The sequence below is a fragment of the Brevibacterium samyangense genome, from assembly GCF_039529845.1.
Lineage (GTDB): Bacteria > Actinomycetota > Actinomycetes > Actinomycetales > Brevibacteriaceae > Brevibacterium > Brevibacterium samyangense.
On sequence record NZ_BAAANO010000002.1, the window covers coordinates 125,434 to 149,375 of the forward strand.

The 23,942-nt window shown below is 69.0% G+C and carries 22 protein-coding genes; 11 read left to right on the forward strand and 11 right to left on the reverse strand.

Annotated elements, in window-relative coordinates:
• Window positions 1-66: 66 nt before the first annotated feature.
• Both dnaB and ABD172_RS00825 read left to right on the forward strand, forming a co-directional pair.
• Complete coding sequence (gene dnaB / locus ABD172_RS00820; RefSeq protein ID WP_344306017.1) at window positions 67-1,416, forward strand: replicative DNA helicase; 1,350 nt, start codon at window positions 67-69, stop codon at window positions 1,414-1,416.
• A 19-nt stretch (window positions 1,417-1,435) separates the two neighbouring features.
• Window positions 1,436-2,227 (forward strand): alpha/beta fold hydrolase, encoded by a 792-nt coding sequence (locus ABD172_RS00825; RefSeq protein ID WP_344306019.1) that lies wholly within the window; start codon window positions 1,436-1,438, stop codon window positions 2,225-2,227.
• Window positions 2,228-2,818: 591 nt separating this feature from the next.
• Here ABD172_RS00825 and ABD172_RS00830 read toward each other — a convergent pair.
• Complete coding sequence (locus ABD172_RS00830) at window positions 2,819-3,904, reverse strand: nitronate monooxygenase (protein WP_344306022.1); 1,086 nt, start codon at window positions 3,902-3,904, stop codon at window positions 2,819-2,821.
• A 134-nt stretch (window positions 3,905-4,038) separates the two neighbouring features.
• On the opposite strand from ABD172_RS00830, the gene ABD172_RS00835 reads away from it, so the two are divergent.
• The gene (locus ABD172_RS00835) at window positions 4,039-6,312 is read left to right on the forward strand and encodes an FAD/NAD(P)-binding protein (protein WP_344306024.1); all 2,274 of its coding nucleotides are present in this window, start codon (window positions 4,039-4,041) and stop codon (window positions 6,310-6,312) included.
• A gap of 17 nt (window positions 6,313-6,329) precedes the next feature.
• On the opposite strand, the gene ABD172_RS00840 is transcribed toward ABD172_RS00835, so the two are convergent.
• Both ABD172_RS00840 and ABD172_RS00845 read right to left on the reverse strand, forming a co-directional pair.
• Window positions 6,330-7,958: a gamma-glutamyltransferase family protein gene (locus ABD172_RS00840; protein WP_344306028.1), complete on the reverse strand. Its 1,629-nt coding sequence runs from the start codon at window positions 7,956-7,958 to the stop codon at window positions 6,330-6,332.
• 28 nt (window positions 7,959-7,986) lie between these two features.
• Window positions 7,987-9,237, reverse strand: coding sequence for a pyridoxal phosphate-dependent aminotransferase (locus tag ABD172_RS00845; protein WP_344306030.1), 1,251 nt, complete (start codon window positions 9,235-9,237; stop codon window positions 7,987-7,989).
• Between the two features lie 178 nt (window positions 9,238-9,415).
• On the opposite strand from ABD172_RS00845, the gene ABD172_RS00850 reads away from it, so the two are divergent.
• On the forward strand, window positions 9,416-10,099 hold the full coding sequence (locus ABD172_RS00850) for a trimeric intracellular cation channel family protein (protein ID WP_344306033.1): 684 nt from the start codon (window positions 9,416-9,418) through the stop codon (window positions 10,097-10,099).
• A gap of 39 nt (window positions 10,100-10,138) precedes the next feature.
• On the opposite strand, the gene ABD172_RS00855 is transcribed toward ABD172_RS00850, so the two are convergent.
• The 3 genes from ABD172_RS00855 to ABD172_RS00865 all read right to left on the reverse strand — a co-directional run bounded on the left by ABD172_RS00855 (window position 10,139) and on the right by ABD172_RS00865 (window position 14,577).
• Window positions 10,139-10,639: a hypothetical protein gene (locus tag ABD172_RS00855; RefSeq protein ID WP_344306036.1), complete on the reverse strand. Its 501-nt coding sequence runs from the start codon at window positions 10,637-10,639 to the stop codon at window positions 10,139-10,141.
• Between the two features lie 631 nt (window positions 10,640-11,270).
• Window positions 11,271-13,103, reverse strand: a complete 1,833-nt coding sequence (recQ, locus tag ABD172_RS00860; protein WP_344306039.1) for a DNA helicase RecQ — start codon at window positions 13,101-13,103, stop codon at window positions 11,271-11,273.
• A 94-nt stretch (window positions 13,104-13,197) separates the two neighbouring features.
• Window positions 13,198-14,577 (reverse strand): aspartate aminotransferase family protein, encoded by a 1,380-nt coding sequence (locus ABD172_RS00865; protein WP_344306041.1) that lies wholly within the window; start codon window positions 14,575-14,577, stop codon window positions 13,198-13,200.
• 121 nt (window positions 14,578-14,698) lie between these two features.
• On the opposite strand from ABD172_RS00865, the gene ABD172_RS00870 reads away from it, so the two are divergent.
• The gene (locus ABD172_RS00870) at window positions 14,699-15,826 is read left to right on the forward strand and encodes a phosphotransferase (protein WP_344306043.1); all 1,128 of its coding nucleotides are present in this window, start codon (window positions 14,699-14,701) and stop codon (window positions 15,824-15,826) included.
• Window positions 15,823-16,428: a DUF421 domain-containing protein gene (locus tag ABD172_RS00875; RefSeq protein WP_344306046.1), complete on the forward strand. Its 606-nt coding sequence runs from the start codon at window positions 15,823-15,825 to the stop codon at window positions 16,426-16,428. The genes ABD172_RS00870 and ABD172_RS00875 overlap by 4 nt, the downstream gene beginning before the upstream one ends.
• A 12-nt stretch (window positions 16,429-16,440) precedes the next feature.
• On the opposite strand, the gene ABD172_RS00880 is transcribed toward ABD172_RS00875, so the two are convergent.
• Entirely contained in the window at window positions 16,441-17,346 is a 906-nt protein-coding gene (locus ABD172_RS00880) for a DNA-3-methyladenine glycosylase family protein (protein WP_344306048.1), read from the reverse strand.
• 108 nt (window positions 17,347-17,454) lie between these two features.
• Between ABD172_RS00880 and ABD172_RS00885 the strand changes: the two genes are divergently transcribed.
• The 4 genes from ABD172_RS00885 to ABD172_RS00900 all read left to right on the forward strand — a co-directional run bounded on the left by ABD172_RS00885 (window position 17,455) and on the right by ABD172_RS00900 (window position 19,693).
• Window positions 17,455-17,901, forward strand: coding sequence for a Rieske (2Fe-2S) protein (locus ABD172_RS00885; RefSeq protein ID WP_344306050.1), 447 nt, complete (start codon window positions 17,455-17,457; stop codon window positions 17,899-17,901).
• On the forward strand, window positions 17,901-18,542 hold the full coding sequence (locus ABD172_RS00890; protein ID WP_344306053.1) for a pyroglutamyl-peptidase I: 642 nt from the start codon (window positions 17,901-17,903) through the stop codon (window positions 18,540-18,542). Before ABD172_RS00885 ends, ABD172_RS00890 begins: the two co-directional genes overlap by 1 nt.
• 200 nt (window positions 18,543-18,742) lie before the next feature.
• Window positions 18,743-18,991 (forward strand): hypothetical protein, encoded by a 249-nt coding sequence (locus ABD172_RS00895; protein ID WP_344306056.1) that lies wholly within the window; start codon window positions 18,743-18,745, stop codon window positions 18,989-18,991.
• Window positions 18,992-19,135: 144 nt separating this feature from the next.
• On the forward strand, window positions 19,136-19,693 hold the full coding sequence (locus ABD172_RS00900; protein WP_344306059.1) for a sensor histidine kinase: 558 nt from the start codon (window positions 19,136-19,138) through the stop codon (window positions 19,691-19,693).
• On the opposite strand, the gene ABD172_RS00905 is transcribed toward ABD172_RS00900, so the two are convergent.
• The 4 genes from ABD172_RS00905 to ABD172_RS00920 form a co-directional block, all read right to left on the reverse strand.
• The gene (locus ABD172_RS00905) at window positions 19,601-20,647 is read right to left on the reverse strand and encodes a PDDEXK nuclease domain-containing protein (protein ID WP_344306061.1); all 1,047 of its coding nucleotides are present in this window, start codon (window positions 20,645-20,647) and stop codon (window positions 19,601-19,603) included. The two genes, ABD172_RS00900 and ABD172_RS00905, sit on opposite strands and share 93 nt — an antisense overlap.
• Window positions 20,648-20,704: 57 nt before the next feature.
• Window positions 20,705-21,280 carry a CueP family metal-binding protein gene (locus tag ABD172_RS00910; RefSeq protein ID WP_425546630.1) on the reverse strand — a complete coding sequence of 192 codons (576 nt, stop codon included), beginning with the start codon at window positions 21,278-21,280 and terminating at the stop codon, window positions 20,705-20,707.
• Between the two features lie 90 nt (window positions 21,281-21,370).
• Entirely contained in the window at window positions 21,371-22,150 is a 780-nt protein-coding gene (locus ABD172_RS00915) for a cytochrome c biogenesis CcdA family protein (RefSeq protein ID WP_101620473.1), read from the reverse strand.
• A complete protein-coding gene (locus tag ABD172_RS00920; RefSeq protein WP_344306067.1) occupies window positions 22,147-22,761 on the reverse strand; it encodes a TlpA family protein disulfide reductase in 615 nt (204 codons plus the stop codon). The genes ABD172_RS00915 and ABD172_RS00920 overlap by 4 nt, the downstream gene beginning before the upstream one ends.
• Before the next feature lie 216 nt (window positions 22,762-22,977).
• On the opposite strand from ABD172_RS00920, the gene ABD172_RS00925 reads away from it, so the two are divergent.
• Window positions 22,978-23,886, forward strand: coding sequence for a cation diffusion facilitator family transporter (locus ABD172_RS00925; protein ID WP_344306069.1), 909 nt, complete (start codon window positions 22,978-22,980; stop codon window positions 23,884-23,886).
• Window positions 23,887-23,942 lie beyond the last annotated feature (56 nt).

Below are 23,942 nucleotides of genomic sequence, written 5' to 3' on the forward strand. Positions count from 1 at the left end.
TCGGGGGCAGCGGTGCGCCGTGCACGGCTGTGAACCCGCGTCCGTGGTCCTACGTAGAATCGACGGGTGACTGATTCGAACGAGTGGCAACGGGCGGAGGCGGGTCTGCGGACCCCGCCGCAGGATCTGGAAGCAGAACAGAGTGTCCTCGGTGGCATGCTGCTGTCGAAGGACGCGATTGCCGACGTCGTCGAGAACCTCAAAGGTGAGGACTTCTACAAGCCGGCGCACGAATCGATCTACGACTCGGTTCTCGACCTCTACGCCCGCGGTGAACCGGCGGATGCCGTCACGGTCGCGAACGACCTCAACAAGCGGGGCGACCTCGCACGGATCGGCGGTCCGGCGTACCTCCACACGCTCATCTCTTCGGTGCCGACGGCGGCGAACGCCGGCTACTACGCGGAGATCGTCCGGGAACGCGCGGTGCTGCGCAAGCTCGTCGAGGCCGGGACCCGCATCGTCCAGATGGGGTACGACGGCGACGGGGCGACCGACGACATCGTCAACCGCGCGCAGGCGGAGATCTACTCCGTCACCGAACGTCGTTCCGCGGAGGACTACGTCCACATCGGCGAGATCCTCGAGGAGGTCGCCGAGGAGATCGAACGCTTCGGCGAGCACGGGGACGGCACCGCGGGTGTGCCGACCGGGTTCACCGAGTTCGACCAGCTCACGAACGGTCTGCACCCCGGCCAGATGATCGTCATCGCGGCACGCCCGGGTGTCGGTAAGTCGACCCTCGCGATCGACATGGCGCGCTCGGCGGCCATCGGGCACCGGCAGACCGCCGCGATCTTCTCCCTCGAGATGAGCCGCAACGAGCTCACGATGCGTATGTTGTCCGCGGAGTCCGGGATCCCGCTGCAAAACCTGCGCCGCGGTGAGATGAGCCCGCAGGACTGGACGACGCTCGCCTCGACGATGGCGCGGATCAACGATGCGCCCATGTACATCGACGACTCGCCGAACATGGCCCTCACGGAGATCCGCGCGAAGTGCCGCCGGCTCAAGCAGCAGCACGATCTCAAGATGATCGTCGTCGACTACCTCCAGCTCATGAGCTCCGGCAAGCGGGTCGAGAGCCGTCAGCAGGAGGTCTCGGAGTTCTCGCGTTCGCTCAAGCTCCTCGCGAAGGAGCTCGAGGTCCCCGTCATCGCGCTGTCGCAGCTCAACCGGTCCTCCGAGCAGCGCACGGACAAGCGTCCGATGATCTCCGACCTCCGTGAGTCCGGGTCGATCGAGCAGGACGCGGACATGGTGCTCCTCATCCACCGTGAGGACATGTACGACAAGGAATCCCCGCACGCCGGTGAGGCCGACATCATCATCGCGAAGCACCGCGCCGGCCCGACGGGCGAGATCAAGGTCGCCTTCCAGGGCGCCCGGTCCCGCTTCGTCGACATGCCGCAGTAAGGAGGGAGCGGCGTTCGTGATGGAACTCCGGGAAATGCGGGTCGAGGCGTCCGACGGGTTCCCCCTGGCCGTTCAGCTCGGAGGGCCCGCGGACGGCAGGCCGTTGTTCCTCGTCCAGGGGCAGGCGAATTCGCACGTGTGGTGGGATCGGGTCCGCCCGGACTTCGAGGACGAGTTCCTCACCGTGACGATGGACTACCGGGGCACCGGCGCCAGCCGTGGTCCGGTGGAGTCCTGGAGCACGGCGGGTTTCGCCGCCGACGTGCTCGACGTGGTGCGGGCACTCGGCATCGGCCGGGCGCACGTCTACGGCACCTCGATGGGCGGACGGACCGCCCAGATGCTCGCGGCCCGGCATCCCGAGGCGGTGGACCGCCTCGTGCTCGCCTGCACCGCGGCAGGAGGCCGGACCGCAGTCCTCCCGGACAGGGAGACGACACGGGAACTCGTGTCCGGGGCACCCGAGGAACGGCGGCGCTTCCTCCACGGTCTGTTCTTCACCCCCGACCGGCCGTTCACGGAGGCGGACACCCGCGTGCTCGGGGACCCGACGATGACGAGCGCCGAGGCGGTGGCGCACCGCCGCGCGAGCGCTCGCCACGACGCCACTGGGGTTCTCGGGGAGATCGCGGCTCCGACGCTCGTCATGCACGGCACCGAGGACCGGATGACGCCCGCTGCGAACGCGGAGATCCTCGCGGAGGGGATTCCCGGCGCGCGCCTGTGGATGCACGACGGCGGGCGTCACGGTTTCTTCGACGAGTTCCGTGACGAGGTGAATGCGGAGATCAGGCGCTTCCTCGACGCCTGATCCGGGTGCTTTCCCCCGTACACAGGTTTATCGACACACCCGTGGACAAGTGTGTGGACAGCGGTGTGGGAGATGTGGAAAGTCAAGAGGAACGACAAGGAAAAACCATCGGGCGCCTGTGCCTCACGCATCGTGGATGCGGGGGCAGGCGCCCGATGTCGTCCGTGGGGCCCGTCGCGCCGGCGACGGAACGCCCGTCACCTCACAGGTGGAAGATACCGAGGTCTGCGATGAGTCCGGAGATCATGGTGTTCACCTTTCTGAGGAGGAAGCCCGCCGGTTTCGCGAGCTACGTGATCCGTCTCACGCGGAAACCATCAAAACAAGTTGAAATGTATATTTCTTTGCGAGCGGCCCGCGATTCCGTGTCGGTAGTGAAACGAAAACCGTCTGGTTTCCCCGGGAAAGCCTCGCTGAGCGCGCGTGATATCGACGGCGTGTTTCCGCAATGTCACCGGAGGATTCCCGGCGGTGAAAACGGAGACGTTCCCGTGACACGGTTCGGTATATCGGGGCGCGTGAGTGCGGGTCCACCGGTCCTTCCCGCGGGTAGGTACTGCCCACGGGAAGGTGCTGCTCACGGAGCGAGAGTCACGGCACGAGCGCCGCGAGGATCTCCGCCACCGGCGCCTCACGGGTGTTCCTCCACCCCGTGCCCGCCCACAGGTTGAGTCCGTCCGCATCACCCGCCGTCGTCGCGGCTCCGCGCAGGGGCTTCGTGAGGTGGTGGAGTGCGGGGTAGCCCACGGGTGCCTTCGCGTCGTGGTCGCGCACGAAACGGTTCACGAGTGCCCGCGCGGGCCTACCGGTGAAGGCACGCGTGAGGACGGTCTCCGTGAAACGCGGATCACCGAGTGCCGCGCGGTGCAGTGCATTGGTCCCGGCCTCATGGGCCCGGAGTGCAGCGGTGCCGACCGAGACGGCGGCCGCGCCGGCCGCCAGGGCCGCCCTCACGTCCTCCCTCGTCGTCACGGCTCCAGCCGCGACGATCGGCAGGTCGACCTCGGCCCGGACCGCGGTGACGAGGTCCGGCAGCGGCGCCTCGGCGGGGAGACGGTGGGGTTCCCACACGCCGGAGTGCCCGCCGGCCCCGGAACCCTGGACGACGAGGACGTCCACGCCGGCGGCCGAGGCGGCCCGCGCCTCGGCGGGGGAGGTGACGGTCTGCGCCACGAGGCTCCCGGCCTCCCGGAGGGCGGCGATGTCCTTCCGGTCCGGCAGGCCGAACGTGAAGCTCACGAGGGGAACGGGATCCGCGAGCAGCGCCTCGATCTTGCCCTCCCACTCGTCGTCGTCCTCACGGAGCGCCGGGAGGGGGTCGGGCAGTTCGTAGCGGGCGGCATCGCCCTCGAGGTGCGCGGCGTAGGCGTCGTAGGTCTGCGGATCGATGCGGTGGAGGTTCGGGACGAAGAGGTTCACGCCGAACTCCTCGACCCCGGCGACCTTCACCTCGCGGACCTCGCGGGCCATCGCCTCGGCGGTCTTGTACCCCGCGGCGAGCTGCGCGAGGTGCCCGGCCTCCCACGCGGAGATCACGAGGTTCGGGGTCGAGGGGCCGCCCGCCATCGGCGCGACCCACACGGGAGCCGGACGGTCGACCGGCGCGGGAAGGGGCACAGGGAGCGACCCGGGGTGGGCGGAGGCGTCGGACGGGGGAAGGGAACGCGGTGAGTCCATGACGAGAGCGTACGTCGGGGTGAGGAGCGCCGTCACGGAGAACTAAGGTGGAGAGGCGGCGTTCCTCGCCCGCCCGTCACCACCGCTCGTCCACCGTTCGATCCGTCCCGTCGTTCCAGAACCAGGAGTCCTCCGTGCCCGACGCCTCCCCTCGTTCCATCGCCGTCGTCGGGGCGGGCCCGCGCGGCGTCGTGCTCGTCGACCGGATCGGCGCAGCGCTCGAGATGCTCGCGGGGGAGCTGGGTGGACATCACGGCCGTGAGCCGATCACCCTCCACCTCATCGACTCGCGGGAGATCGGTGCCGGGGCGGTCTGGGAGACCGATCAGACACGCACCCTGTGCATGAACACGCTCGCCGCGGCCGTCACCCTCTTCACCGAGCACGGAGCCACGATCACCGCGCCCGTGCGCGTGGGCCCGAACATGTACGAGTGGATGCACCTCGTCCTCGAGTACGCGGTCCGCACGGATGCGCCGGGGATCGAGGGGCATGCACCCCGGCCCGAGGCGCTCGCCGCGATCCCCGAGGCGCACCGGGCCGTGTTCGAGCGGACCCCGCCGGATCTCTACGAGCTCCGTTGCTTCTACCCCGAGATGGCGGAGTCCCTCCCGCAGTCGCACCCGAGCCGTGCCCTCTACGGGCAGTACATCCGCTGGGCGTTGCACGTGCACCTCGGAGGGTTGCCGGAGAACGTGCACGTGAACGTCATCGGGGGACGCGTCACGGCGATCGAACCGGTGGAGGCTGCTGCTGGGCACGCCGGTGGGGCGGGCCGGGACCGGCTCGTGTTCGACGACGGCCGGGAGCTGCTCGCGGACCTCACCGTCGTCACCGGCGGATGGGTGCACACCGCCCCCACCACGGAGGAGGCCGCGCTCGCCCGTGCGGTGGAGGAGTATCCCGGGCTCGTGTGGTTGCCCCCGGACTCCCCGATCGACCAGGACTTCGCCGCGGTGCCCGACGGTGCCGAGGTGCTCGTCCGCGGCCTCGGCATGGGGTTCTTCGACGCGATGGCACTGCTCACCTACGACCGCGGCGGTGTCTTCGAGGAGACCCCCGGAACACGATCGGGCCTCACCTATCGGCCGAGCGGGAGGGAACCGCGCCTCCTCGTGGCGTCGAACCGTGGGTACCCGTTTCTGCCGAAGTCCGATTACGGCGGACTGCCTCCGAAGCCCGTCCTTCGCCGTCTGGGGGCGGTCGTCGCCACGTGCAATGCGGAGGGGCACGAGGTCGGCGCGATCGACTACGCGGCCCGCGTGTGGCCGGCGATCCTCGCGGACGCCTTCGAGGCGTACTACCGCACCCTCGCCCGGGTGTCCCCGGAGCTCCTGCGCGGGAGCCTCGACGACCTCGTGGCGGCGATCGACTCCGTGACGCTCACCCGTGCCGACGTCGATGCGAAGCGCGACTTCTCCCTCATGCGGGAGGCCGTCGCGCCGTTCGTCGTGCCGGTCGGAGCCGAGGAAGGCGCCGAGGCGGTCGAGGCGGGATCTGCGGAAGGCCGGGGCGCACGGCAGAGCGACCGGTACTTCGAACCCGACTTCCTCCTCCACCCGACGGACGCGTACGCGGAGGCGGTGCGCAGGGCCCAGGCGGAGGTCGGCCGGCCCGGTGATGCACAGCCCGGCCCCGACCTCACCGAGTGGATCGCGCAGCACCTCGTCGACGACCTCGCACACGTGGCCCTCGGTGAGGACAGCCCGTGGCGCGCCGGCCTGTGGGAGATCTCCGCAGCACGGCGGGTGACCTCACTGCTCGGTGCAGGCGGGCGCTACGAACCCGATTCGAAGGGCCCCATCCGTGCGGTCACCGGGATCGGCGGAATGGCGGGATCGGGTCCGCCGGCGTTCCGCACGCGCGAGCTCCTCGCGCTCATCGACGCGGGGCTCGTCACCTTCGTCGGTGCGGCCCCGGTGGTCGCGGTGGAGGACCGGGACGACGCCGAGGCGACCGGACCTGCCGAGGCGACCGGTGCCTCGGGAGCCCGTGGCGCCTCGGGCCCGGCGTTCGTCATGACCTCCGCGACCCGCCCGCACGAGGAGTTCCGCTCGCGGGTGCTCGTCGATGCGTGGATGCACACCCCCGATATCCGCCGGCCGGGGGAGCAGCTGTGGCAGAACCTTCTCGCGTCCGGGCGGATCCGTCCCTTCACGCTCGAGTCCGCCGCCGGTGCGGTCGTCACCCTCGGATCGCCGGAGGTCGACCCGGCGACGGGCCGCGTGGTGCGGGCCGATGGCACGCGCGACTCGCGCCTCCACCTCGTGGGGATCCCGCTCGTCGAACTCCTCGGCGACGCGATGATCAGCCCGATGCCCGGCTCGGACCCCACGATGCTCCGGGAGGCCGACCGGGTCGGAATCGCGCTCGCACGTGCGGCGACGGGACTCGAAGCAGAACTCTGAGGTGCCTCGGCAATCCCCTACTTCACCCCGGCGACGTACCCGTCGCGCTGGGGGTCGGCGCCACCGGCGAAGCGTCCGTCGAAGCGGGTGATCGCGTGGACGCCGGCGAACGCGTAGGTGAGGGGTGAGCGGCGCACCGTGAATCCCTGCGCCTCGAGTGCGAGCTGGGTGCGACGGGGAACCGCGTTCGAGATATCGATCGCGTTCGAGGTCGCGACCGCCCGCGGTGCCATGACGGCCTCCTGCGCGGTCATCCCGAAGTCGAGGATGTTCGACAGTCCCTGCGCGATCGCCGGGGTGATCCAGGCGGCACCGGGAGCACCGATCGCCACGACGGGCGTATCTCCGTCGAGGACGACGGTCGGGGTCATCGTCGTATTGCGGCGGCGCCCGGGTGCGAGGGAGTTCGCGCGGCCCGGGCGTGGGTCGAAGGTCGCCATCGCACCGTTGAGCATGAACCCGGTGCCGGTCGGGATGTACCCGGACGGCGTGCCGAGGGTGTGCGTCATCGACACCGTGAACCCGGAGTCGTCCATGACGTTCAGGTGGGTCGTGTCCGGTGACTCGTACCGCGCGGTTTCCACATCGGCCTTCTCACCTGCGCGGATCCGGGCTGCCAGGGAATCGAGGTACGCGGTGTCGAGCAGCGCCTCGTAGTCGGCGCGGGCGGCGTCCGCGCTGCTCCACAGGCGTTCCTTGTCCGCGAGGGCGTACTTCTGTGCCTCCGTGAGGATGCGGATGTGTTCGGGGCTGTTGTGGTCGAGGCCCGAGAAGTCGAAGCGGTCCATGAGTGCGAGTGTCTGCATGGTCTGCACCCCGCCGGCGGCCGGCGGAGGAACCGAGACCGTGAGCCCGCGGAAGGTGCCGGTCACCGGTTCCGGTTCGAGGAGTGCGTACTCCTCGAGATCGACCTTCCGCAGCACACCGCCGTCGCGCCGCATGCTCTCGTCGATGATCCCGGCGATCTCACCGGAGTAGAACGCCTCCACTCCCTGCGCGGCGATCACGGCGAGCGTCTCCGCGAGTTCGGGGTTCTCGATCGCGGTGCCGATCTGCGGGCGGTTCCCGTCCGCATCGAGGTAGATGCGGGCGCCGTCCGGGGTGAGCCCGAGTTTGTCGCCGATCCCCATGATCCGGGAGTCGGGCACGGTGGGCGCGGCCATCCCGAAGTTGTGGGGCCTCCACACCCATCGGCGGGCGATCCGGATCGCGTGGGTGAAGAGGTCCTTCCACGGCAGGGAACCGTGGAGTTCGTGCGCGCGATGCCAGGCGCGCAGGGATCCGGGGGTGGCGACGGCCTGGGGTCCGGCCTCGTTCACCATCCCCTCGAGGAGGTAGTTGAAGCCGTCGTCGCTCACGCCCAGGAACTTCGGCAACCACATGTCGTCGGTGACACCCGACGGCGAGCTGCCGAGCCCGTCGATGATGTGGCGCTCGCCGTCCGGGGTGACGATCTGGATGACGGCCATGCCGCCGATCCCGCACATGAGCGGGTCGACGACACCCTGGACGAGAGCGGCGGCGATCGCCGCGTCGACCGCGTTACCGCCCACGGCGAGGATCTCGGCGCCGGTGTCGACGGCCTCGGGCTGGGGCGCGACGATCATCGCGCGGTACGGGGGATTCCGGGGGAGGGGAGTGTGCATGGTCACACGGTATCCCCGACACCCCCGCTCAGGCGCGCAGGAGGACCTGCCCCTCCTTGCGGGGCGCCTTCTGCTCGTAGCCGGAGAGGAACTCGCCGAGGCGGTCGAGAGCCTCGTCGAGCACCTCGACACCCGGCAGGGTGACGAGCCGGAAGTGGTCCGGACGCACCCAGTTGAACGCGGTGCCGTGGGAGACGAGGATCTTCTGCTCCTTGAGGAGGTCGAGGGCGAAGAGCTCGTCGTCGGTGATGTGGAACTTCTCGACGTCGAGCTTCGCGAAGAGGTAGAGGGCACCCTCGGCCTTCTGGCACGTGACGCCGTCGATCTCGTTGAGCTTCCGGTGCGAGAGCTCCATCTGCGCGCCGAGGCGACCCGTCGGCAGGACGAGGTCCTCGATGCTCTGGTACCCGCCGAGGGCCGCCTGGATGGCGTGCTGGGCGGGAACGTTCGCGCACATGCGCATGTTCGCGAGGAGCCGGATGCCCTCGATGTAGCTCGTCGCCTTCCAGTTCGGACCGGTGATCGCGATCCACCCGGAGCGATAACCGGCGATCCGGTACGCCTTCGACAGACCCGAGAAGGTGAGGCACAGGACGTCCTCCCCGGTGAGGGTCGCCATGTTCGTCATCGGAGTGCCGTCGTAGGTGATCTTCTCGTAGATCTCGTCCGCGAACACGATGAGGTCGTGCTCGGCCGCGAGGTCCCTGAGTGCCTCGAGCTGAGCGGGCGTGTACACGGCGCCGGTGGGGTTGTTCGGATTGATGACGACGATGCCGCGGGTGCGCGGGGTGATCTTCGCGCGGATGTCCTCGATGTCCGGGGCCCAGCCGTTCTCCTCGTCGCACATGTAGTGGACGGGGGTGCCACCGGAGAGGGCGACCGAGGCGGTCCACAGCGGGTAGTCGGGGCTCGGCACGAGGATCTCGTCGCCCGGATTGCACAGGGCCTGGAGGGCGAGGGTGATGAGCTCGGAGACGCCGTTTCCGAGGTACACGTCGTCGGCGTCGAGGTTCCGGATGCCCTTCGTCTCGTAGTACTGGACGACCGCCCGGCGGGCCGAGAGGATGCCGCGGGAGTCCGAGTAGCCCTGTGCCTCCGGGAGGTGCTTGATCATGTCGACGAGGATCGAGTCGGGAGCCTCGAAACCGAAGGGTGCCGGGTTACCGATGTTGAGTTTGAGGATCCGGTGGCCCTCCGCCTCCATGCGTTCCGCCTCGTCGAGCACGGGTCCACGGATGTCGTAGAGGACGTTCGCGAGTTTTGCCGACTGGGTGAACATGGAGGCCTTTCCGGATGCGGGGAAGAAGAGAACGACGGGACCCACCGTACGCTCACGGCCTGTTCCGACACGAGCCCCGAAAGGTTCCTCTTGTGCGCCTTTGTTCGTACTCCCCGGTGATTCTGCGGGTTCTCGGGGTTATCCAAAGGTTCTCGGGGATGCACTCTAGGCTGTGGCCGTGGACATTCCCGGTGCCGGTCCCCTCGCGGACACCTTCCTGTTGTTGCTCGACCTCTTCGGCGTGCTCGTGTTCGCCGTCTCCGGCAACCTCCTCGCGGTGCGCAAGGACTACGACTTCACCGGGTCGGTGCTGCTCGGATTCCTCGCGGGCCTGGGCGGCGGCATGGTGCGCGATGTGCTCCTCGGCCGGGTCCCCGCGTCCCTCCTCAACCCGATCTACCTCGTCGTCCCGGTGCTCGCAGCCCTCGTCGTCTACCTCGTCGGGCAGCACGTCGAGCGGGTGCGGGCCGTCATCATCGCGTGCGACGCCGTGGGCCTCGGACTCTTCTGCATGACCGGGACCGTCATCACCCTGGGGGTCGGCCTCGGTATCGCGCCGGCCCTGTTCATGGGCGTACTCACGGCGGCCGGAGGAGGGATCCTGCGCGATGTCGTCGCGAACGAGAACCCGGCCGTGTTCAACTCCTCCGACCTCTACCTCGTGCCCGCGCTCGCCGGCTCCGCACTCACCGCGGTCGTGTTCGAGGCGGGCGTGTGGAACGTGTGGACGGCCCTCGCGGTCGGTGCGTTCGTCGTCGTGTTCCGGCTGGCAGCCCTGCGGTTCCGGTGGCGGGTCCCCGCGCCGATGCGCAGTTGGTCGTGGCGGGGGCGCCTGCGGAGGTTGCGCCGCCGGTCGAGGTGAGGGCGGTCGGCTCGGCACGGGACGCGCTGCCCTCCCGTGTCACGCCGGGCGGTGCGGGAGCGCTGCTTCCTCGAAGACGCGGGTGGCGAGGGGGCGGAAGTCGGTCTCCGGGTCGTACCAGGAGTCGAGTTCGTCGAGAGTCCCGTCGTCGGTGTAGCCGAGTTCCTCCACGACACCCGCCCACTTCTCTGCGCTCGCCTGCAGGTCCGTGCGCACGTTCTCCTCGATCACCCCGTCGACGAGTTCCTCCTGGGTGTCGAGGATGACCTGCTTCGCTGCGGGGTCCATGTCCGTGAAGGTGCCTCCGGCGTCCCGGACGTCCGTGACGGCGTCGGCGCTCGAGGCGACGATCGCCGAGATCTGCCCGTGCATCCAGTCGACCCCGGCGGCGTCGAAGATGATCTGCTGGTACGCCACGGGCAGCGTCGGGAATTTCGAACCGGCGACGTGACCGGCGGTGACCGCGCCGGTCATCCGGTCCTCGCCGAGCGTCGAGACCTGGGGAGCGGCCTCGAGGAGTCCGGTCGATCCGGCGACCATTCCCTGGAAACTGCTCGGCGATCGCCGGGTCCTTCCACGCGGCCTCGCTCATCTGTGCCTGGGTGATCGCCTCCCCGGTGAGAGGACCGGCCGGCGTGTAGTGGCTGAGCTTGTTGTACGCGTCGACGAGCGGGTACTCGGCCGGGTAGTACACGGGCACTGCGTAGGAGAGGTCGAGGCGCCCGTCCGCGAGGGCGTCGTCGACCTCCGGGTACGCAGCGATGGACTGACCCCAGGCGACCTCGAAGTCGATCTTCCCGCCCGAGCGCTCCCGCACCGCGTCCATGAAGGCGTTCTCCGCGACGGCGCCCGCCGCGTTCGGGGACGCGGCGTAGGGCTGGATCGTGAGGGTGACCGGGTCGAGGTCGGCGATGGCCTCGTCGACGACGGACTGGTCCGCGCCGAACTCGAACCCTCCGCCCGAGGCACCCCCGCCTCCGGAGCCCACGGAACCACCGCAACCGGCGGTGAGGGCGATGACGGGCAGGATTCCGGCAAGGATCGACGTCTTCGTCGACATACGGCTCATGACACTCCTCGGAGTCGGGCCCGACGACGGTGTCGGGTCGACACCGAACCCAAAGCGCGGCGAACGAAAGGTCAACGATCTTTGAATGCGAGGAGCATACGGCTACGCCCCCGCGTGCTCCCGGACGACGGCGAGGACCTCGTCGCCGTAACGGTCCTGCTTCTTCGTGCCGATCCCGGAGATCGTGCCGAGCTCGCCGCGGGAGGTGGGCCGCGCCTCGGCGATGCCGCGGAGGGTGGCGTCGGGGAACACGACGTACGCCGGGACCCCCTGTTCCTTCGCCTGGCCGGCGCGCCAGGCGCGCAGCGCCTCGAACAACGCCGCCGAGGCGGGGTCGAGATCCGCCGCGACGCTCGCCTTCCGGCCCCCACCGGACCGGCTGCCGCGACCGGCCTTCGCGGGGGTCGGATCGTGCCTCAGCTGCACGGTCTCCTCACCGCGCAGCACGGGACCGGCCTGCGGGCCGAGGACGAGGACGCCGTAGTCGCCGACGGACTCGAGGTATCCGCGGGCGAGGATCTGGCGGATGATCGCCCGCCACTGGCGCTCGTCGATGTCCGCGCCGATGCCCCACACGCTCAGTTCCTCGTGCCGGCTCGTACGGGAGCGGTCGGACTCGATCCCGCGGAGCACGTCGATGACCTGCCCGGAACCGAAACGCTGGCCCCGCTCGCGGTCGAGGCGGATGACCGTGGAGAGGAGTTTCTGCACCGGGACCGTCGCGTCCCATGTCGTCGGCGGTTGGTTGCACGTGTCGCAGTTGCCGCACGGTCCGGACTCCTGCCCGAAGTACCGCAGGAGCTGCATGCGGCGGCAGTCGACGGTCTCGCAGAGCGCGAGCATCGCGTCGAGGTGCGTGAGCGAACGACGTTTGAACGCCTCGTCGCCCTCGCCCGACATGATGAACCGGCGTTGGGACACGACATCGCCGAGGCCGTACGCCATCCACGCGGTCGACGCCAGCCCGTCACGGCCCGCACGGCCCGTCTCCTGGTAGTAGCCCTCGATGCTGCGCGGCAGGTCGAGGTGCGCGACGAAGCGCACGTCCGGTTTGTCGATGCCCATGCCGAACGCGATCGTCGCGACCATGACGAGCCCGTCCTCGCGGAGGAACCGGGCCTGGTTCTCCGCCCGCACCTCGGCGGGGAGGCCCGCGTGGTAGGGGAGTGCGGGGATGCCGCGGGCCGCGAGCGCCTCGGCGGTCTGTTCGACGCTCTTCCGGGAGAGGCAGTAGACGATTCCCGCGTCGTCGCTGTGTTCGCCGGTGATGAAGTCGAAGAGTTGGGCGCGGGCGCTCGCCTTCGGGACGATCCGGTACTCGATGTTCGGGCGGTCGAAGCTCGCGACGAAGTGCCGCGCGTTCTCGAGGCGCAGGCGCGCGGTGAGTTCCTCGTGGGTGGCGCGGGTCGCGGTCGCGGTGAGGGCGATCCGGGGGATCCCGGGGAAGCGGTCCGCGAGGATGCTGAGGCCCAGGTAGTCCGTGCGGAAGTCGTGGCCCCACTGGGAGACGCAGTGCGCCTCGTCGATCGCGAAGACGGAGACGTGCGCCTGGCCGAGCAGCTGGAGGGTGCGTGGCAGCACGAGGCGTTCGGGCGCCATGTAGAGCACGTCGAGATCCCCGTCGAGGAGCCGGCGGCACACCTCGTTCTCCTGCTCGGGCGTGAGAGTCGAGTTGAGGAACGCGGCCTTCACCCCGAGGTTCTCGAGGGCGGCGACCTGATCGGCCATGAGGGCGATGAGCGGCGAGATGACGATCCCCGTGCCCTCACGGACGAGCGCGGGGATCTGGTAGCACAGCGACTTGCCGCCGCCGGTGGGCATGAGGACGACGGCGTCCCCACCGGCGATGACGTGGTCGACGATCTGCTGCTGCTCACCCCGGAACGTCGGGTAGCCGAATACGTCCTCGAGGACCGATTGCGCCGTGACCGTCATGCCCACGAGCCTATCGGGGTGGACCGGGTGCACTCCTCAGGCTGTGGAGAAGCAGCGTTCTCGCTGGTGGGAGAGTGTGACCGCAGGTGGCGGGTCAGGCCCGGAGTGACGCGAGCGTGTCCGCGAGCGAGGTGAGGAAGCGGTCGGTGTCCGCGGCGCCGAAGACGAGCGGCGGGCGGATCTTGAGGACGTTCGCGTGCGGTCCGGACGCGGAGATGAGTACCCGGCGGTCCCGCAGGCCGTTCACCACCGCCGAGGCGCGGGCCGGGTCCGCGGCGCGCGGCGCCTCCGGGTCCACGACCTCGACCCCGAGGAACAGGCCGGCCTGCCGGACCTGGCCGAGGAGAAAGAAGTCCTGTGCGAGGTCCGAGAGCCCCTGCGCGAGTGCCGCGCCGGTGGTGGACGCGTGACCCGGGAGGTCCTCCTCGCGGACGACCTCGAGGACGGCGCGGGCCGCGGCGATGCTCACCGGGTTCCCGCCGAAGGTGTTGAAGTAGCGGACGCGCCGACCGAACTCCTCGCCGAGTTCCGCACGGGTGACGACCGCGGAGATCGGCATGCCGTTGCCCATCGGCTTGCCGAGGACGGCGATGTCGGGGATCGGGGCTTCGAGGCCGGGGAGTTCCGGTCCCGGCTGCGTGTCGCCTCGTGTGCCGGTGTGCCGTTCGAATCCCCACATCGTGCCGGTGCGGCCGAACCCGGGCTGCACCTCGTCGGCGATCCACAGGCCGCCGAACTCGTGGGCGACGGTGGCCGCCTCGGCGAGGAATCCCGCGGGCTCCGGCTGCACACCGTCGGAGGAGAGGACCGAGTCGACGAGGACGGCGGCGAGTCCGATGCCGCGTTCCTCGAGGTCCTCGGCCGCGGTGCGGATGCGGGCGGCGAACTCCGCGCTCGCGGTCGCCGGGTCGTCCCGGAAGCCGTCGGGCGCCTCGACGGTGACGACGTCCGGTCCGAGGGGGTTGTTCTCCCCGAGGCTCGGGGACAGCCCCGCGGAGAGCTCGGTCGTGCCGTGGTACGCGTTCGCCGTGACGATGACGCCCCGGTGCCCGGTCGCGAAGCGGGCGAGGCGGACCGCGAGGTCGATCGCCTCGGACCCGGAGCACGCATAGGTGATGCGGTCGAGTGCGGTGGGGAACGTCGCGAGCAGGTCCTCGGAATAGGAGACGACCGCCTCGGTGAGGTAGCGGGTGTGGGTGTTGAGCGTCGCGAGCTGCGCGCTCACGTACTCGGTGACGCGGGGGTGCGAATGCCCGATGCCCGGCACGTTGTTGTACACGTCGAGGTAGTCGTTCCCGGCGGCGTCGAAGAGGTGCGAACCCTGCCCGCACACGACGTCGACGGGCTCGGAGTAGAAGAGTCGGTACGAGGACGACAGAACCTGTGACCTGCGCCGGAGGAGATCGGTGGCCTCCGGTGAGAGGTCGGGGGAGGAGTCCGGATCGAAGCCGTTGGCCATGTGCACAGAGCTCATGGCCCTCACCCTAGTGAGCCGAGGTGTCGGGTGGGTGACGCGTCCGTCGCAGGTCGGTCGGCCCCGTTTCACGTGAAACGCCGGAAACCTCCGGAGTCGGCTTCGCCAGTACTGTGGGTACATGCCCCGCCCCCTCCATTCCCTCACCCCACCGGAGATCGCGCGCATCTGCCGCGAGGCGTTCGGACTCGACGTCGAGGTCGGCGCCTTCATGGCCGGCGAGATCGCGGTGAACATCCGTGTGAGCGCGCACGGGAAGCCGTACGTCCTCAAGGCCGAGTACCCGAGTCCCTATATGACCGCCGCGCACATCGATTGGGTGAGCGGCGTACAGGAACATGCGCGCCGCGCCGGCCTGCCGGTCGCCGCCCAGGTGCCGGTCGTCGGTGCGGCGGCGGGCGCCTCGGGGTTCGTGGCGCTCGTGCCGATCGCAGCGGAGGCAGCCGCCGCCGAGGCGCCCACCCCGGCGCTCGTCCGTCTCCAGACCTTCCTCCCGGGCTCCGTGGCCACCGAGGCGCCGGCCGGCCTCGACTTGCCGGGAGCCTTCGGGTCCCTCGCCGCGCAGCTCGTGCGCGCACTCGCGGACGTGCCGCGCGAACCGGTGCCGGTGCTGCACCCGTGGTCCTTCGAGACAACGGGAGCGAATGTCCTCTTCGCGTGCGACCGGATCGCGTCACTGGAGGCGGCCGGCATGGTGCCGGGGGAGGAAAGTGCGCGAACCTCGGCGGACCTTGCGCTCGCCCGGTCGATCGCGCGGGAGTTCGAGGACGTGGTGCGACCCGGCCTCGATACCCTCCCTCACCAGGTGCTTCATCAGGACCTCAATGACTTCAACGTGCTCGTCGAAGGGGGAGCGGACGGGGCTGTGGGAGGTGGCAGGGTGAGCGGCATCATCGACTTCGGGGACGCGCGGTTCGCCCCGCGCGTCGCGGAGATCGCGCTCGCCGCCGGCTACGCGACGCTCGGGACGGAGGACCCCGTCGGTTCCCTCGCACGGGCGGTCGACGCGTACGACGAGGTGATGGCCGGAACCGACGTCATACCCGGAACCGCGCTCGCTCTCACGGACGCCGAACGGGACATCATCCCGCTCGCGGCACTCGCCCGGCTGTGTCTCAACGCGTGTCAGTGGACCGCGCGCACGCTCACGACCAGCACCGAGGACCCGCGTCACGACTACGGGAAGGCGCGGATGCAGCGCACGTGGCCGGTGATCCGCGCACTCGCCGCAGCGACGGGGCGGGCGTGAGCGCGGTGGGAGCGACGGCGGTGGGAACGACGGCGATGGGAGCCGGGGAGTTCCTGTCCCGGGCCGGCGACGCGATGGGGATCGAGCTGTGGCGGATCCCGATCGTCATGGCCTCCGCCGTCGGGATCTACTTCGCGTTCCTCCTGCTCACCCGCCTCTTCGGCGCCCGTATCCTCACCGGGTTGAACGGCTTCGACATCGTCATGGTCATCATGTTCGGTGCGGTCGCCGGGCGCGTCATCATCGGGCACCCGCCCTCGCTCGCCGCCGGGGTCGTCGGACTCGCGACTCTCATGGGTACGGCAGCGCTGTTCGGCCTCGTCCGCCGCCGCTTCCGGGCGGGACGCGTCTTCGAATCACCCGCGACTGTCGTCCTCGCCCACGGGGACGTGCTCGAGGAGAACGTGGGGCGCACCCACGTCACCCATGAGGACATCGTCGTCGCGCTCCGCCGCGCCGGTGTCGGCCGTTTCGAGGACGCCCAGTGCGTGATCCTCGAGTCCAACGGCACCCTGTCCGTCATCCGCGAGGGCGTGCGGATCGATCCGGAGATCCTCTGGGACGTCCGCGGGGCGGAGAAGGTCCTGCGGGAGGACGGCTAGCGCGGCGCTTGCTCAGTCGGCAGCCCACAGGTGAAGCGCGGCATAGGACCGGTACGGGCGGGCGTCGTCGAGCAGGGCTGCGAGTTCCGTCCGTGAGGTGACGCGCCGATGCGGCCATGTCGGCGCGCTCGTGAGCCTCCGCGCGCTCGTGAGGAGTGCGGCGTCCCCCGAGAGATCGACGTCGGGATCGCCGAACGCGCGGAGCCGGATGTACGCGAGCGTCCACGGTCCGATTCCCCGGATCTGGGCGAGTTCCTCGGGACGAGTGGCGCTGTCGCCGGACGGTGACGGCGTGCTCAACAGTTCGAGCGCATCGGCCAGCGTCTGCTTCCGGGCGCGCGGCCCGCGGTACCAGGTGTCGAGTGCCCGGAGCGCCTCGGCGGCGGTGGGGAACGGGGCGAGGTCGCATGCCCCGGTGGCGTTGGGAGCTGTACCGGCACGCACCGCTTCGACGAGCCGCACGAGCTGCGTACGACCGGACTCGACGCTCACCTGCTGACCCGTGATCGCGCGGAGGAGCGCCTCGGTGACGGTGGGAATCCCGGGGATGCGCACACCCGGGCGCCCGCGCACGAGGTCCGCGAACTCGGGAACGGTGCTCAGGTGCGACTCGATCACGGGGAGATCCGCATCGAGGTCCCACAGGCGGCGCGCCGCGTCGAGCGCCGGCCCCTCGTCCTCGGGACGGGGGAGGTCGAGGTCGACGCGAGCACCGGGCGTGCCGGGGCCCGCTCCTTCGTCCGCCGCGAGCGTGACCGTGCCGGGCCCGTGCGGGAGATCCACCGCGACCGTGTACGCGCGGGGAACACCGTCGAGGTCGTCGACGCGGTCGACGCCCGGCAGCTGCCGGCGGACGGACCAGGTGAGGAGGCCCGCGGAGTCGAGGGCGCCTCGGGTGCGGATCCGGACGGTCGTCATGGCACCAGTGTGCACGCATCACGGCTGGTGAGCCGTGCCTGTCTTGCACCCGGGGGCGCTTGCGAGGACGCTGGTGCAGACGTGTTCCGGACTCTCCAGGAGGCATTCATGACCGCACCGACCGATCCCCAGAAACTGGCCAACCCCGCCACGAACCCGATGGTGGACCGGCGGACCGTGTTCCGGACGGCCGGTGCCGTGGGCGCAGGGGCGGCTGTCGTTGCCGGGGTCTCCGCGTGCTCGGCCGAGGAGGAGCCGGCGGAATCGGTCGAGACCGTCACCGTGCCGGCCGCGGACGTGCCCGTCGGATCGGGCGTCGTCGTCGACGACCAGGTGGTCGTCGTGCAGCCGACCGCCGGCGAGTACCGCGCGTTCTCCGCGATCTGCCCGCACCAGGGGTGCCCCGTCCGCACCATCACCGAGACCGAGATCGTCTGCCCCTGCCACAACTCGCGGTTCTCCACGAGTGACGGCAGCGTCATGAGCGGACCCGCGGAGGAAGGGCTCGCGGCCAGGACCGTCGAGGTCGCCGGCGACCAGCTCTCGGTGTCCTGATGCGCGTCCTCGTCACCGCGTTCGAACCCTTCGGTGGGGACCCGGAGAACGCGAGCCTCGAAGCGGTCCGCGCGCTCGAGTCGACGTTCTCCGAACCGGGGATCGAGCTCGTCACCGCTGTCCTCCCGGTGTCCCTCGACGCCTTCCCCGCTCTGCTCGCCGCTGCACGGGAGTACGAACCGGACGCCGTGCTGGCCGTCGGTGAGGCGGGCGGCCGGCGCGAGATCACCCCCGAACGACAGGGCGTCAACGAGAACACCTTCCGCATCCCCGACAACGCCGGGAACCAGCCGCAGCACGAACCGATCGAGGCGGACGGGCCCGCGGCGCGCGCCTCGGGCTTCGACGTCGACGCCCTCGTCGCCGCGATCGCCGAGGTCGGCCTGCCGGCCCGTGCTTCCGACGACGCCGGCCGCTTCCTCTGCAACCACGTCGCCTACCGGGTTGCGGACCTGCCGGTCCCGGGTGGCTTCGTCCACGTCCCCGCCATCCGCACCCGAGGCGCCGCGACCGTCGGCGCGGAGACCGACCCGGGTGCTGCGCCGGGTGGGGCCGCCGGTGGCGAGGGCACCACCGCTCTCACCTCTGCCGACCTCGGCACCGCGCTCGCCGCCTGCGTGCGGGTGATCGCGGGGGAGTGACCGAGCGGGGCCGAAGAGAGCCGTGCACACAAAGGACTGAACGACCGTTCGGGCATGTTAGCGTCGCGGCATGAGTGACAACGACGTCCCGAATCCCCTGTCCCCGGCCTCCACTTCTCCGGCAGCTTCCCCTTCTCCCGCTTCTCCCGGGGCACCCCCTCGAGCGGCACGGTCATATCCTCGTCATCCGGATGAATCGGATGGAGAAGCGCAACGCGATCGACAGTGCGATGACCGAGGCGCTCGACGCGGCCCTCGACGCCCTCGAGGGCGCCGAGGGCCACGATGCCGGCATCGCGGCGCAGGGCCGGCCAGGCCGACCGAAGGGCTGGGATGGCGACGAGTGCCTGGAGCAGTCCGCCGATGCCCAGAGCGGCTGCGCCGATGGCCAGCGGTCCGGCCTCGGGGGCGAAGGTTGCCGCTGTCCCCGTTGTTCCCCACAGCAGTGAGGCCAGGGTGATCGCGGCGACCCCACCGAGGTGCGCGCGGTTCACCGCGCGGCCAACAGGCCTGCGCACGTTCGTCGCCGACGCCTCCCACGAGCTGCGCACCCCGCTGACGTGGACCTGGGCGAAGTGGTGATGGACGCTGTCATGGACGCCACTGCAGCCGCCCAGGGTCACATCTGGACCGTTGACGTGCCCGAGGAACCACTGACGGTGCACGGCGACCGGCGACAGCTCGCGCAACTGGTGACCAACCTGCTGTCCAACGCACGCAAGCACACGCCGACGGGCACCAGGGTGGCAGTACGGCTGGAAGAGGACAGCAACGGCGTCGCGCCCGGGCTGCAGGACAAGGCAGGGGATGAGCCGGCACAGATCGTACGGCTCACCGTCGAGGACGACGGCCCAGGGATAAGCCCCGAGCTGCTGCCCAACCTGTTCGAGAGATTCGTCCGCAGGGACACCGCCCGCACTACCACCGAGGAGTCCACAGGGCTGGGCCTGTCCATCGTGCGCTCGGTAGCTCGCGCCCACGGCGGGACGGCCAGGTGGAGTCCGAACCCGGGCGCACCCGATTCACAGTCGAGCTGCCAGCCGCATGACACAGCTCGCTTAGTGCCCTATCCAGTCGGTGGTGTCGATTTGTTCGAATGCGGCGGAGAGTTCGTCTTCTCCGGGGAGGGCCTTTCTCTCGGCTGCCGGTAGTGTTTCGTAGGTGTAGGTGGAGACGGCCATGGGAGATTCGGATCGTGTCAGGGCGTAGCGGACGCTGTGCTCGTTTCTGCTGCCGCAGATCAGGATCCCGACAGTAGGGCTGTGGGCCGGCCGTTTGAGCTTGTCGTCGACCAATGCCACATAGAAGTTGAGTTTGCCGGCGTACTCGGGCTGAAACGTGCCGGTCTTGAGTTCGATGACGAAGTAGCGCAGCTGCTCAACGTGGAAGAACAGCAAATCGACGTAGTAGTCGTCGTCACCGACCTCGAAGTGGACCTGCCGGCCGACGAACGCGAACCCCGGCCCCAACTCGTGGAGGGTGTCGACGATGCGGTCGGTGAGCGCCTGTTCGAGGTCGCGTTCGGCGACCTGCCCGGACAGTCCGAGGAACTCGAAGGTGTACGGGTCCTTCGCCACTTGCTGGGCCAGCTCGGACTCAGCGGCAGGCAGCTGCCGGGAGAAGTTCGAGGGAGCCGCGCCGGTGCGTTCCATCGTGTTGTTCATGATCATGTTCAGCAGCACGTTCCGGGACCACCCGTGCTCGACGGCTGCAGTGGCGTACCACTGGCGCGCGTCTGGGCTGAGTGGCTTATCGAGGAGGGTGCGGATGTGGCCCCAGGGCAATTGCGCCACAGGCTGTGGCGCAATTGAGTCGACGTTCCAGTGCCGGGCGAACGTGGTCATGTACTGCAGGTTCCGAGGCGAGAAGCCCCGCATCTGCGGGAACTCAGCCCGCAGATCCTCAGCCAGTCGGCTGATGGTCTTGCCACCCCACCCCTGCTGTTCTTGACGGAGGAGGATTTCCTTCCCGATCGACCAGTACAGCTGGACCAGCTCAGTGTTGACCGTCCGCTGTGCCTGCACCTGGGCCTGGTGAACACGCTGCTTGAGCGCCTCCAGGGTCTGGCGATAACCATCGGGAAGGGCGACATCTGCAGAAGCCATACGCCTCATTGTCCCGGCATCCGGGCCTGCTGCGGGAATCGCTTCGCCCGCCGGGTGTTAGACGAGTTGCAGGTCGGTGATGCAGGTGGCGCCTTCGTCGGTGGTGGTGAAGTCCGAGGTGCCGGTGCGCCCGTCGTAGCTGATTTCTATAGTGCCGTCGATGTCGCTGGGCACCCAGAAGCCGACGAAGCCGTTGTCGAAGGTGGTGACCTGCTCGTCGACCACGACGTCCCCGGTGGTGCTGTCGGTGATTTCGACGTCGACGGTCTCGTTGCTGAGCTCACCCTGGCAGGTGGTCAGGCTGTGATAGAAGCAGTCGTGCGTCTGCTCGACGTACGGGGCGATCGACAGGTACGACAGGTTCTGCGGCAGGTCCAGGACCACTTCCTGCCTGTTGTCGGTCAGCACCAGCTCATCGGGATAGACCGATGCGATCAGGTCTGCCGGCCTGTCGGCTGCCTCCAGCTGGTCCAAATGGTTGATGATCTCGAACGTATCCATGTTGTCGAGGTCGTAAGTGGTAAGGAGCTCAGCCTGCGAGCCGGCGCTTGGTTCGGAGTCTGCTGCCGGCGCGCATCCCGCCAGCACCAGCGAGAGTGTCGCTGCAGCGATCGCTACTCGTTTCACGTTCATCTCCTTGTCGTTCGGGCAGGTGCCCGAGGGTCAGCATGCGCAGGAGTGAGGACTGCGAATGCGTGGTCTCACTGAGTGGGCGGGGGTGTGTCAGATGATGGTTTCGAAGCCGCCGATCATGCCTTGCAGGCTGTTGACCCACTGGGTCCAGACGCCGCTGACGAGCAGCACGCCGATGATGATGAGCATCGCCCCGCCGATCCGGCTGATCAGCAGGTGGTGGTCTCTGGCCCACTGCAGCCTGCCGGTGCCCTTGACGATGAGCACGGCCACGACGATGAACGGCACTCCCAGTCCGAGGCAATACATCAGCGTCAGCAGGGCACCGCGCCAGATGCCGTCGGTGCCGGTTACCCCGAAGCTGGTCGACAGCGCCAGCACCGCCGCAAGTGTGGGACCCATGCACGGGGCCCAACTGAAGGCGAAGGTGGCGCCCAGGGCGGGGGCACCCCACAGCCCGGCGGGTGGACGCTTGGAGATGCGGGCGGTGCGCTGGAACATGCCGATCCCGCCCATGAACACGATGCCGGCGATGATGACGACGACACCCATCACGCGGTTGAGGACATCGGCCCACTGGCTGAGCAAGACACCGGCGAGGCTGAACGCCAGGCCCATCGACACGAAGACCGCGGCGAAGCCGACAATGAACAGGGAAACCCCGATGACGACCCGGCTGATCTTCCGGTCAGTCAACGCGGCGGCACCCAACCCGGTGACGTAACCGACGTAGCCGGGGACCAGCGGCAGGACGCACGGGGAAAAGAACGAGACCGCCCCGGCCAGGATGGCCACCGGGATCGCCAACAGCATCGGACCGGACAAGGCGGTCTGCGAAAAGGTCTCACCGATGGAGGCTGTGAGTGTCATGCCGGCTCGTCCAGCACGTCACCGATCAACGCTTTGAGGGTGGACTCGTCCACAGCTCCCATCACCCGCGCCGCCGCCCTGCCCCGGGCGTCCAAAACGACGGTGGACGGGACCGCCTGCGGGGGCAGCACCGCACCGAGTGCTGCCACACCGAGCCCGTCCTGATCCAGCATGGACGGAAACGTCAGATCGAAGGTCCTGGCGAACGCGTCGGCGGCCGCTGCCTCATCGCGAACATTGATGCCCAAGAACTTCACGCCGTCTTCTTGGTATCGCTCGTAGTTGGCCTGCAACGCCGGTGCCTCTTTGCGGCACGGGGGGCAGGCGGCGTACCACAGGTTGAGCACCACCGGGGCTCCACGCCAGTCGGCAAGGTCGAAGGCAGTGCCGTCGGTGTACTCACCGGCCAACTCGATCGGCTCACCCCGCTCACCGATGGGCAGTTGGGTGATGACCCCGGCCCCGGAAATATAGCCCTGCTCATTGACCTCCGGCACCTGGTCGGCCAACTCGTCGGCATCGCTGCCGCACCCGGCCAGGCCAAGCGCGAGGAGGACGGTCAACGAGCCTGACCGGTGGATCATCGAACGACGCGACAGAGGTGAGAGCATCCTTCTTCTTCAACTCGCAGGAAAACGACTCCCTCCATTCTGGTCGAGCCGGAGATGGTGAAAGGACCAGGATTCTTGAAGATTCGACGAAGATTGCCCTGGTGACAGCCCCGCCAAGGTGAGACGGGTTACATTCGAATCAGCGCGTGGCCCGACGGTGCCGCATGCTGTTTCTCCGGAAGTTCAGTTCCTTGACACGTCACCTCGGAGGCCAGGATGAGCGAACACAGCGGACACCTGCCAGTCGACGGAGACCGCAAAGCTCTCCGGATCTCCGGGTGGCTGACGGGAGTGTATTTCCTCATCGAGCTGGTCATCGGGCTGTGGTCCGGGTCGGTCGCGGTGATCTCCGATGCCTTCCACACGTTTTCGGCTGTCGGCGGGGTGCTGATCGCGCTGGTCGCCCAGCGTCTGAGCCAACGCCCCGCCACTGCGAAGGAAACTTTCGGATGGGCCCGCGCAGAGATCATCGGGGCGCTGTTCAACGGACTCTTCCTCGCCCTGATGGCCGCCTACGTGTTCTACATGGGTGCCATGCGGTTGGCCGATCCGATCGAGCTGCCCACCACGGTGATGCTCTGGGCGGCCGCCGGCGGCATAGTCACCGAGCTCATCGCATTCTGGCTGCTCTACCAACGTCAGAAGACGAACCTGAACATCAAGGGCGCGTTCTGGCACATCCTGCAGACCTTCGTCGGCAGCCTCATCATCATCATCTCCGCGGTGGTCATCCGACTGACAGGCTTCCTGGCGATCGACCCGCTGCTGGGCATGGTCTTCGGTGTGGTGCTGCTGTGGGCGTCGTGGACCATCATCCGCTCAGCCCTGAGAATCCTGCTCCAGGGCACCCCCGAACACCTCGACCTGCCGGCGGCGATCGCATCCCTGGAGGAGATCGACGGGGTTGAGGACGTCCACCACGTGCATGCCTGGACCATCACCTCACGGCGCACCGTCTTCTCCGCGCATCTGCACGTGGTCAACCCGGCCCAGCATGAGGCCGTGCTGGAACAAGCAACCGACTTGCTCACCGACCGGTTCGACATCTACTTCTCCACACTGCAGATCGAGCGCACCTGCCCGGCCGAGGCCGCCACGAGCATCGACATCACCAGACAGCCCTAGCGCCCCGCCGCGCGCGTTTGAAGGTTTGACGAAGATTCCGGGCGCAGCGGGCGCTG

Excerpts from the sequence above, each read along its gene's own strand:
- ABD172_RS00825 (WP_344306019.1), top strand. The coding sequence starts at position 1,436 with ATGGAACTCCGGGAAATGCGGGTCGAGGCGTCCGACGGGTTCCCCCTG.
- ABD172_RS00830 (WP_344306022.1), bottom strand. The coding sequence starts at position 3,904 with ATGGACTCACCGCGTTCCCTTCCCCCGTCCGACGCCTCCGCCCACCCC.
- ABD172_RS00840 (WP_344306028.1), bottom strand. The coding sequence starts at position 7,958 with ATGCACACTCCCCTCCCCCGGAATCCCCCGTACCGCGCGATGATCGTC.
- ABD172_RS00845 (WP_344306030.1), bottom strand. The coding sequence starts at position 9,237 with ATGTTCACCCAGTCGGCAAAACTCGCGAACGTCCTCTACGACATCCGT.
- ABD172_RS00855 (WP_344306036.1), bottom strand. The coding sequence starts at position 10,639 with ATGGTCGCCGGATCGACCGGACTCCTCGAGGCCGCTCCCCAGGTCTCG.
- recQ (WP_344306039.1), bottom strand. The coding sequence starts at position 13,103 with ATGACGGTCACGGCGCAATCGGTCCTCGAGGACGTATTCGGCTACCCG.
- ABD172_RS00865 (WP_344306041.1), bottom strand. The coding sequence starts at position 14,577 with ATGAGCTCTGTGCACATGGCCAACGGCTTCGATCCGGACTCCTCCCCC.
- ABD172_RS00870 (WP_344306043.1), top strand. The coding sequence starts at position 14,699 with ATGCCCCGCCCCCTCCATTCCCTCACCCCACCGGAGATCGCGCGCATC.
- ABD172_RS00880 (WP_344306048.1), bottom strand. The coding sequence starts at position 17,346 with ATGACGACCGTCCGGATCCGCACCCGAGGCGCCCTCGACTCCGCGGGC.
- ABD172_RS00885 (WP_344306050.1), top strand. The coding sequence starts at position 17,455 with ATGACCGCACCGACCGATCCCCAGAAACTGGCCAACCCCGCCACGAAC.
- ABD172_RS00890 (WP_344306053.1), top strand. The coding sequence starts at position 17,901 with ATGCGCGTCCTCGTCACCGCGTTCGAACCCTTCGGTGGGGACCCGGAG.
- ABD172_RS00895 (WP_344306056.1), top strand. The coding sequence starts at position 18,743 with ATGGAGAAGCGCAACGCGATCGACAGTGCGATGACCGAGGCGCTCGAC.
- ABD172_RS00900 (WP_344306059.1), top strand. The coding sequence starts at position 19,136 with ATGGACGCCACTGCAGCCGCCCAGGGTCACATCTGGACCGTTGACGTG.
- ABD172_RS00905 (WP_344306061.1), bottom strand. The coding sequence starts at position 20,647 with ATGGCTTCTGCAGATGTCGCCCTTCCCGATGGTTATCGCCAGACCCTG.
- ABD172_RS00910 (WP_425546630.1), bottom strand. The coding sequence starts at position 21,280 with ATGAACGTGAAACGAGTAGCGATCGCTGCAGCGACACTCTCGCTGGTG.
- ABD172_RS00915 (WP_101620473.1), bottom strand. The coding sequence starts at position 22,150 with ATGACACTCACAGCCTCCATCGGTGAGACCTTTTCGCAGACCGCCTTG.
- ABD172_RS00920 (WP_344306067.1), bottom strand. The coding sequence starts at position 22,761 with ATGCTCTCACCTCTGTCGCGTCGTTCGATGATCCACCGGTCAGGCTCG.
- ABD172_RS00925 (WP_344306069.1), top strand. The coding sequence starts at position 22,978 with ATGAGCGAACACAGCGGACACCTGCCAGTCGACGGAGACCGCAAAGCT.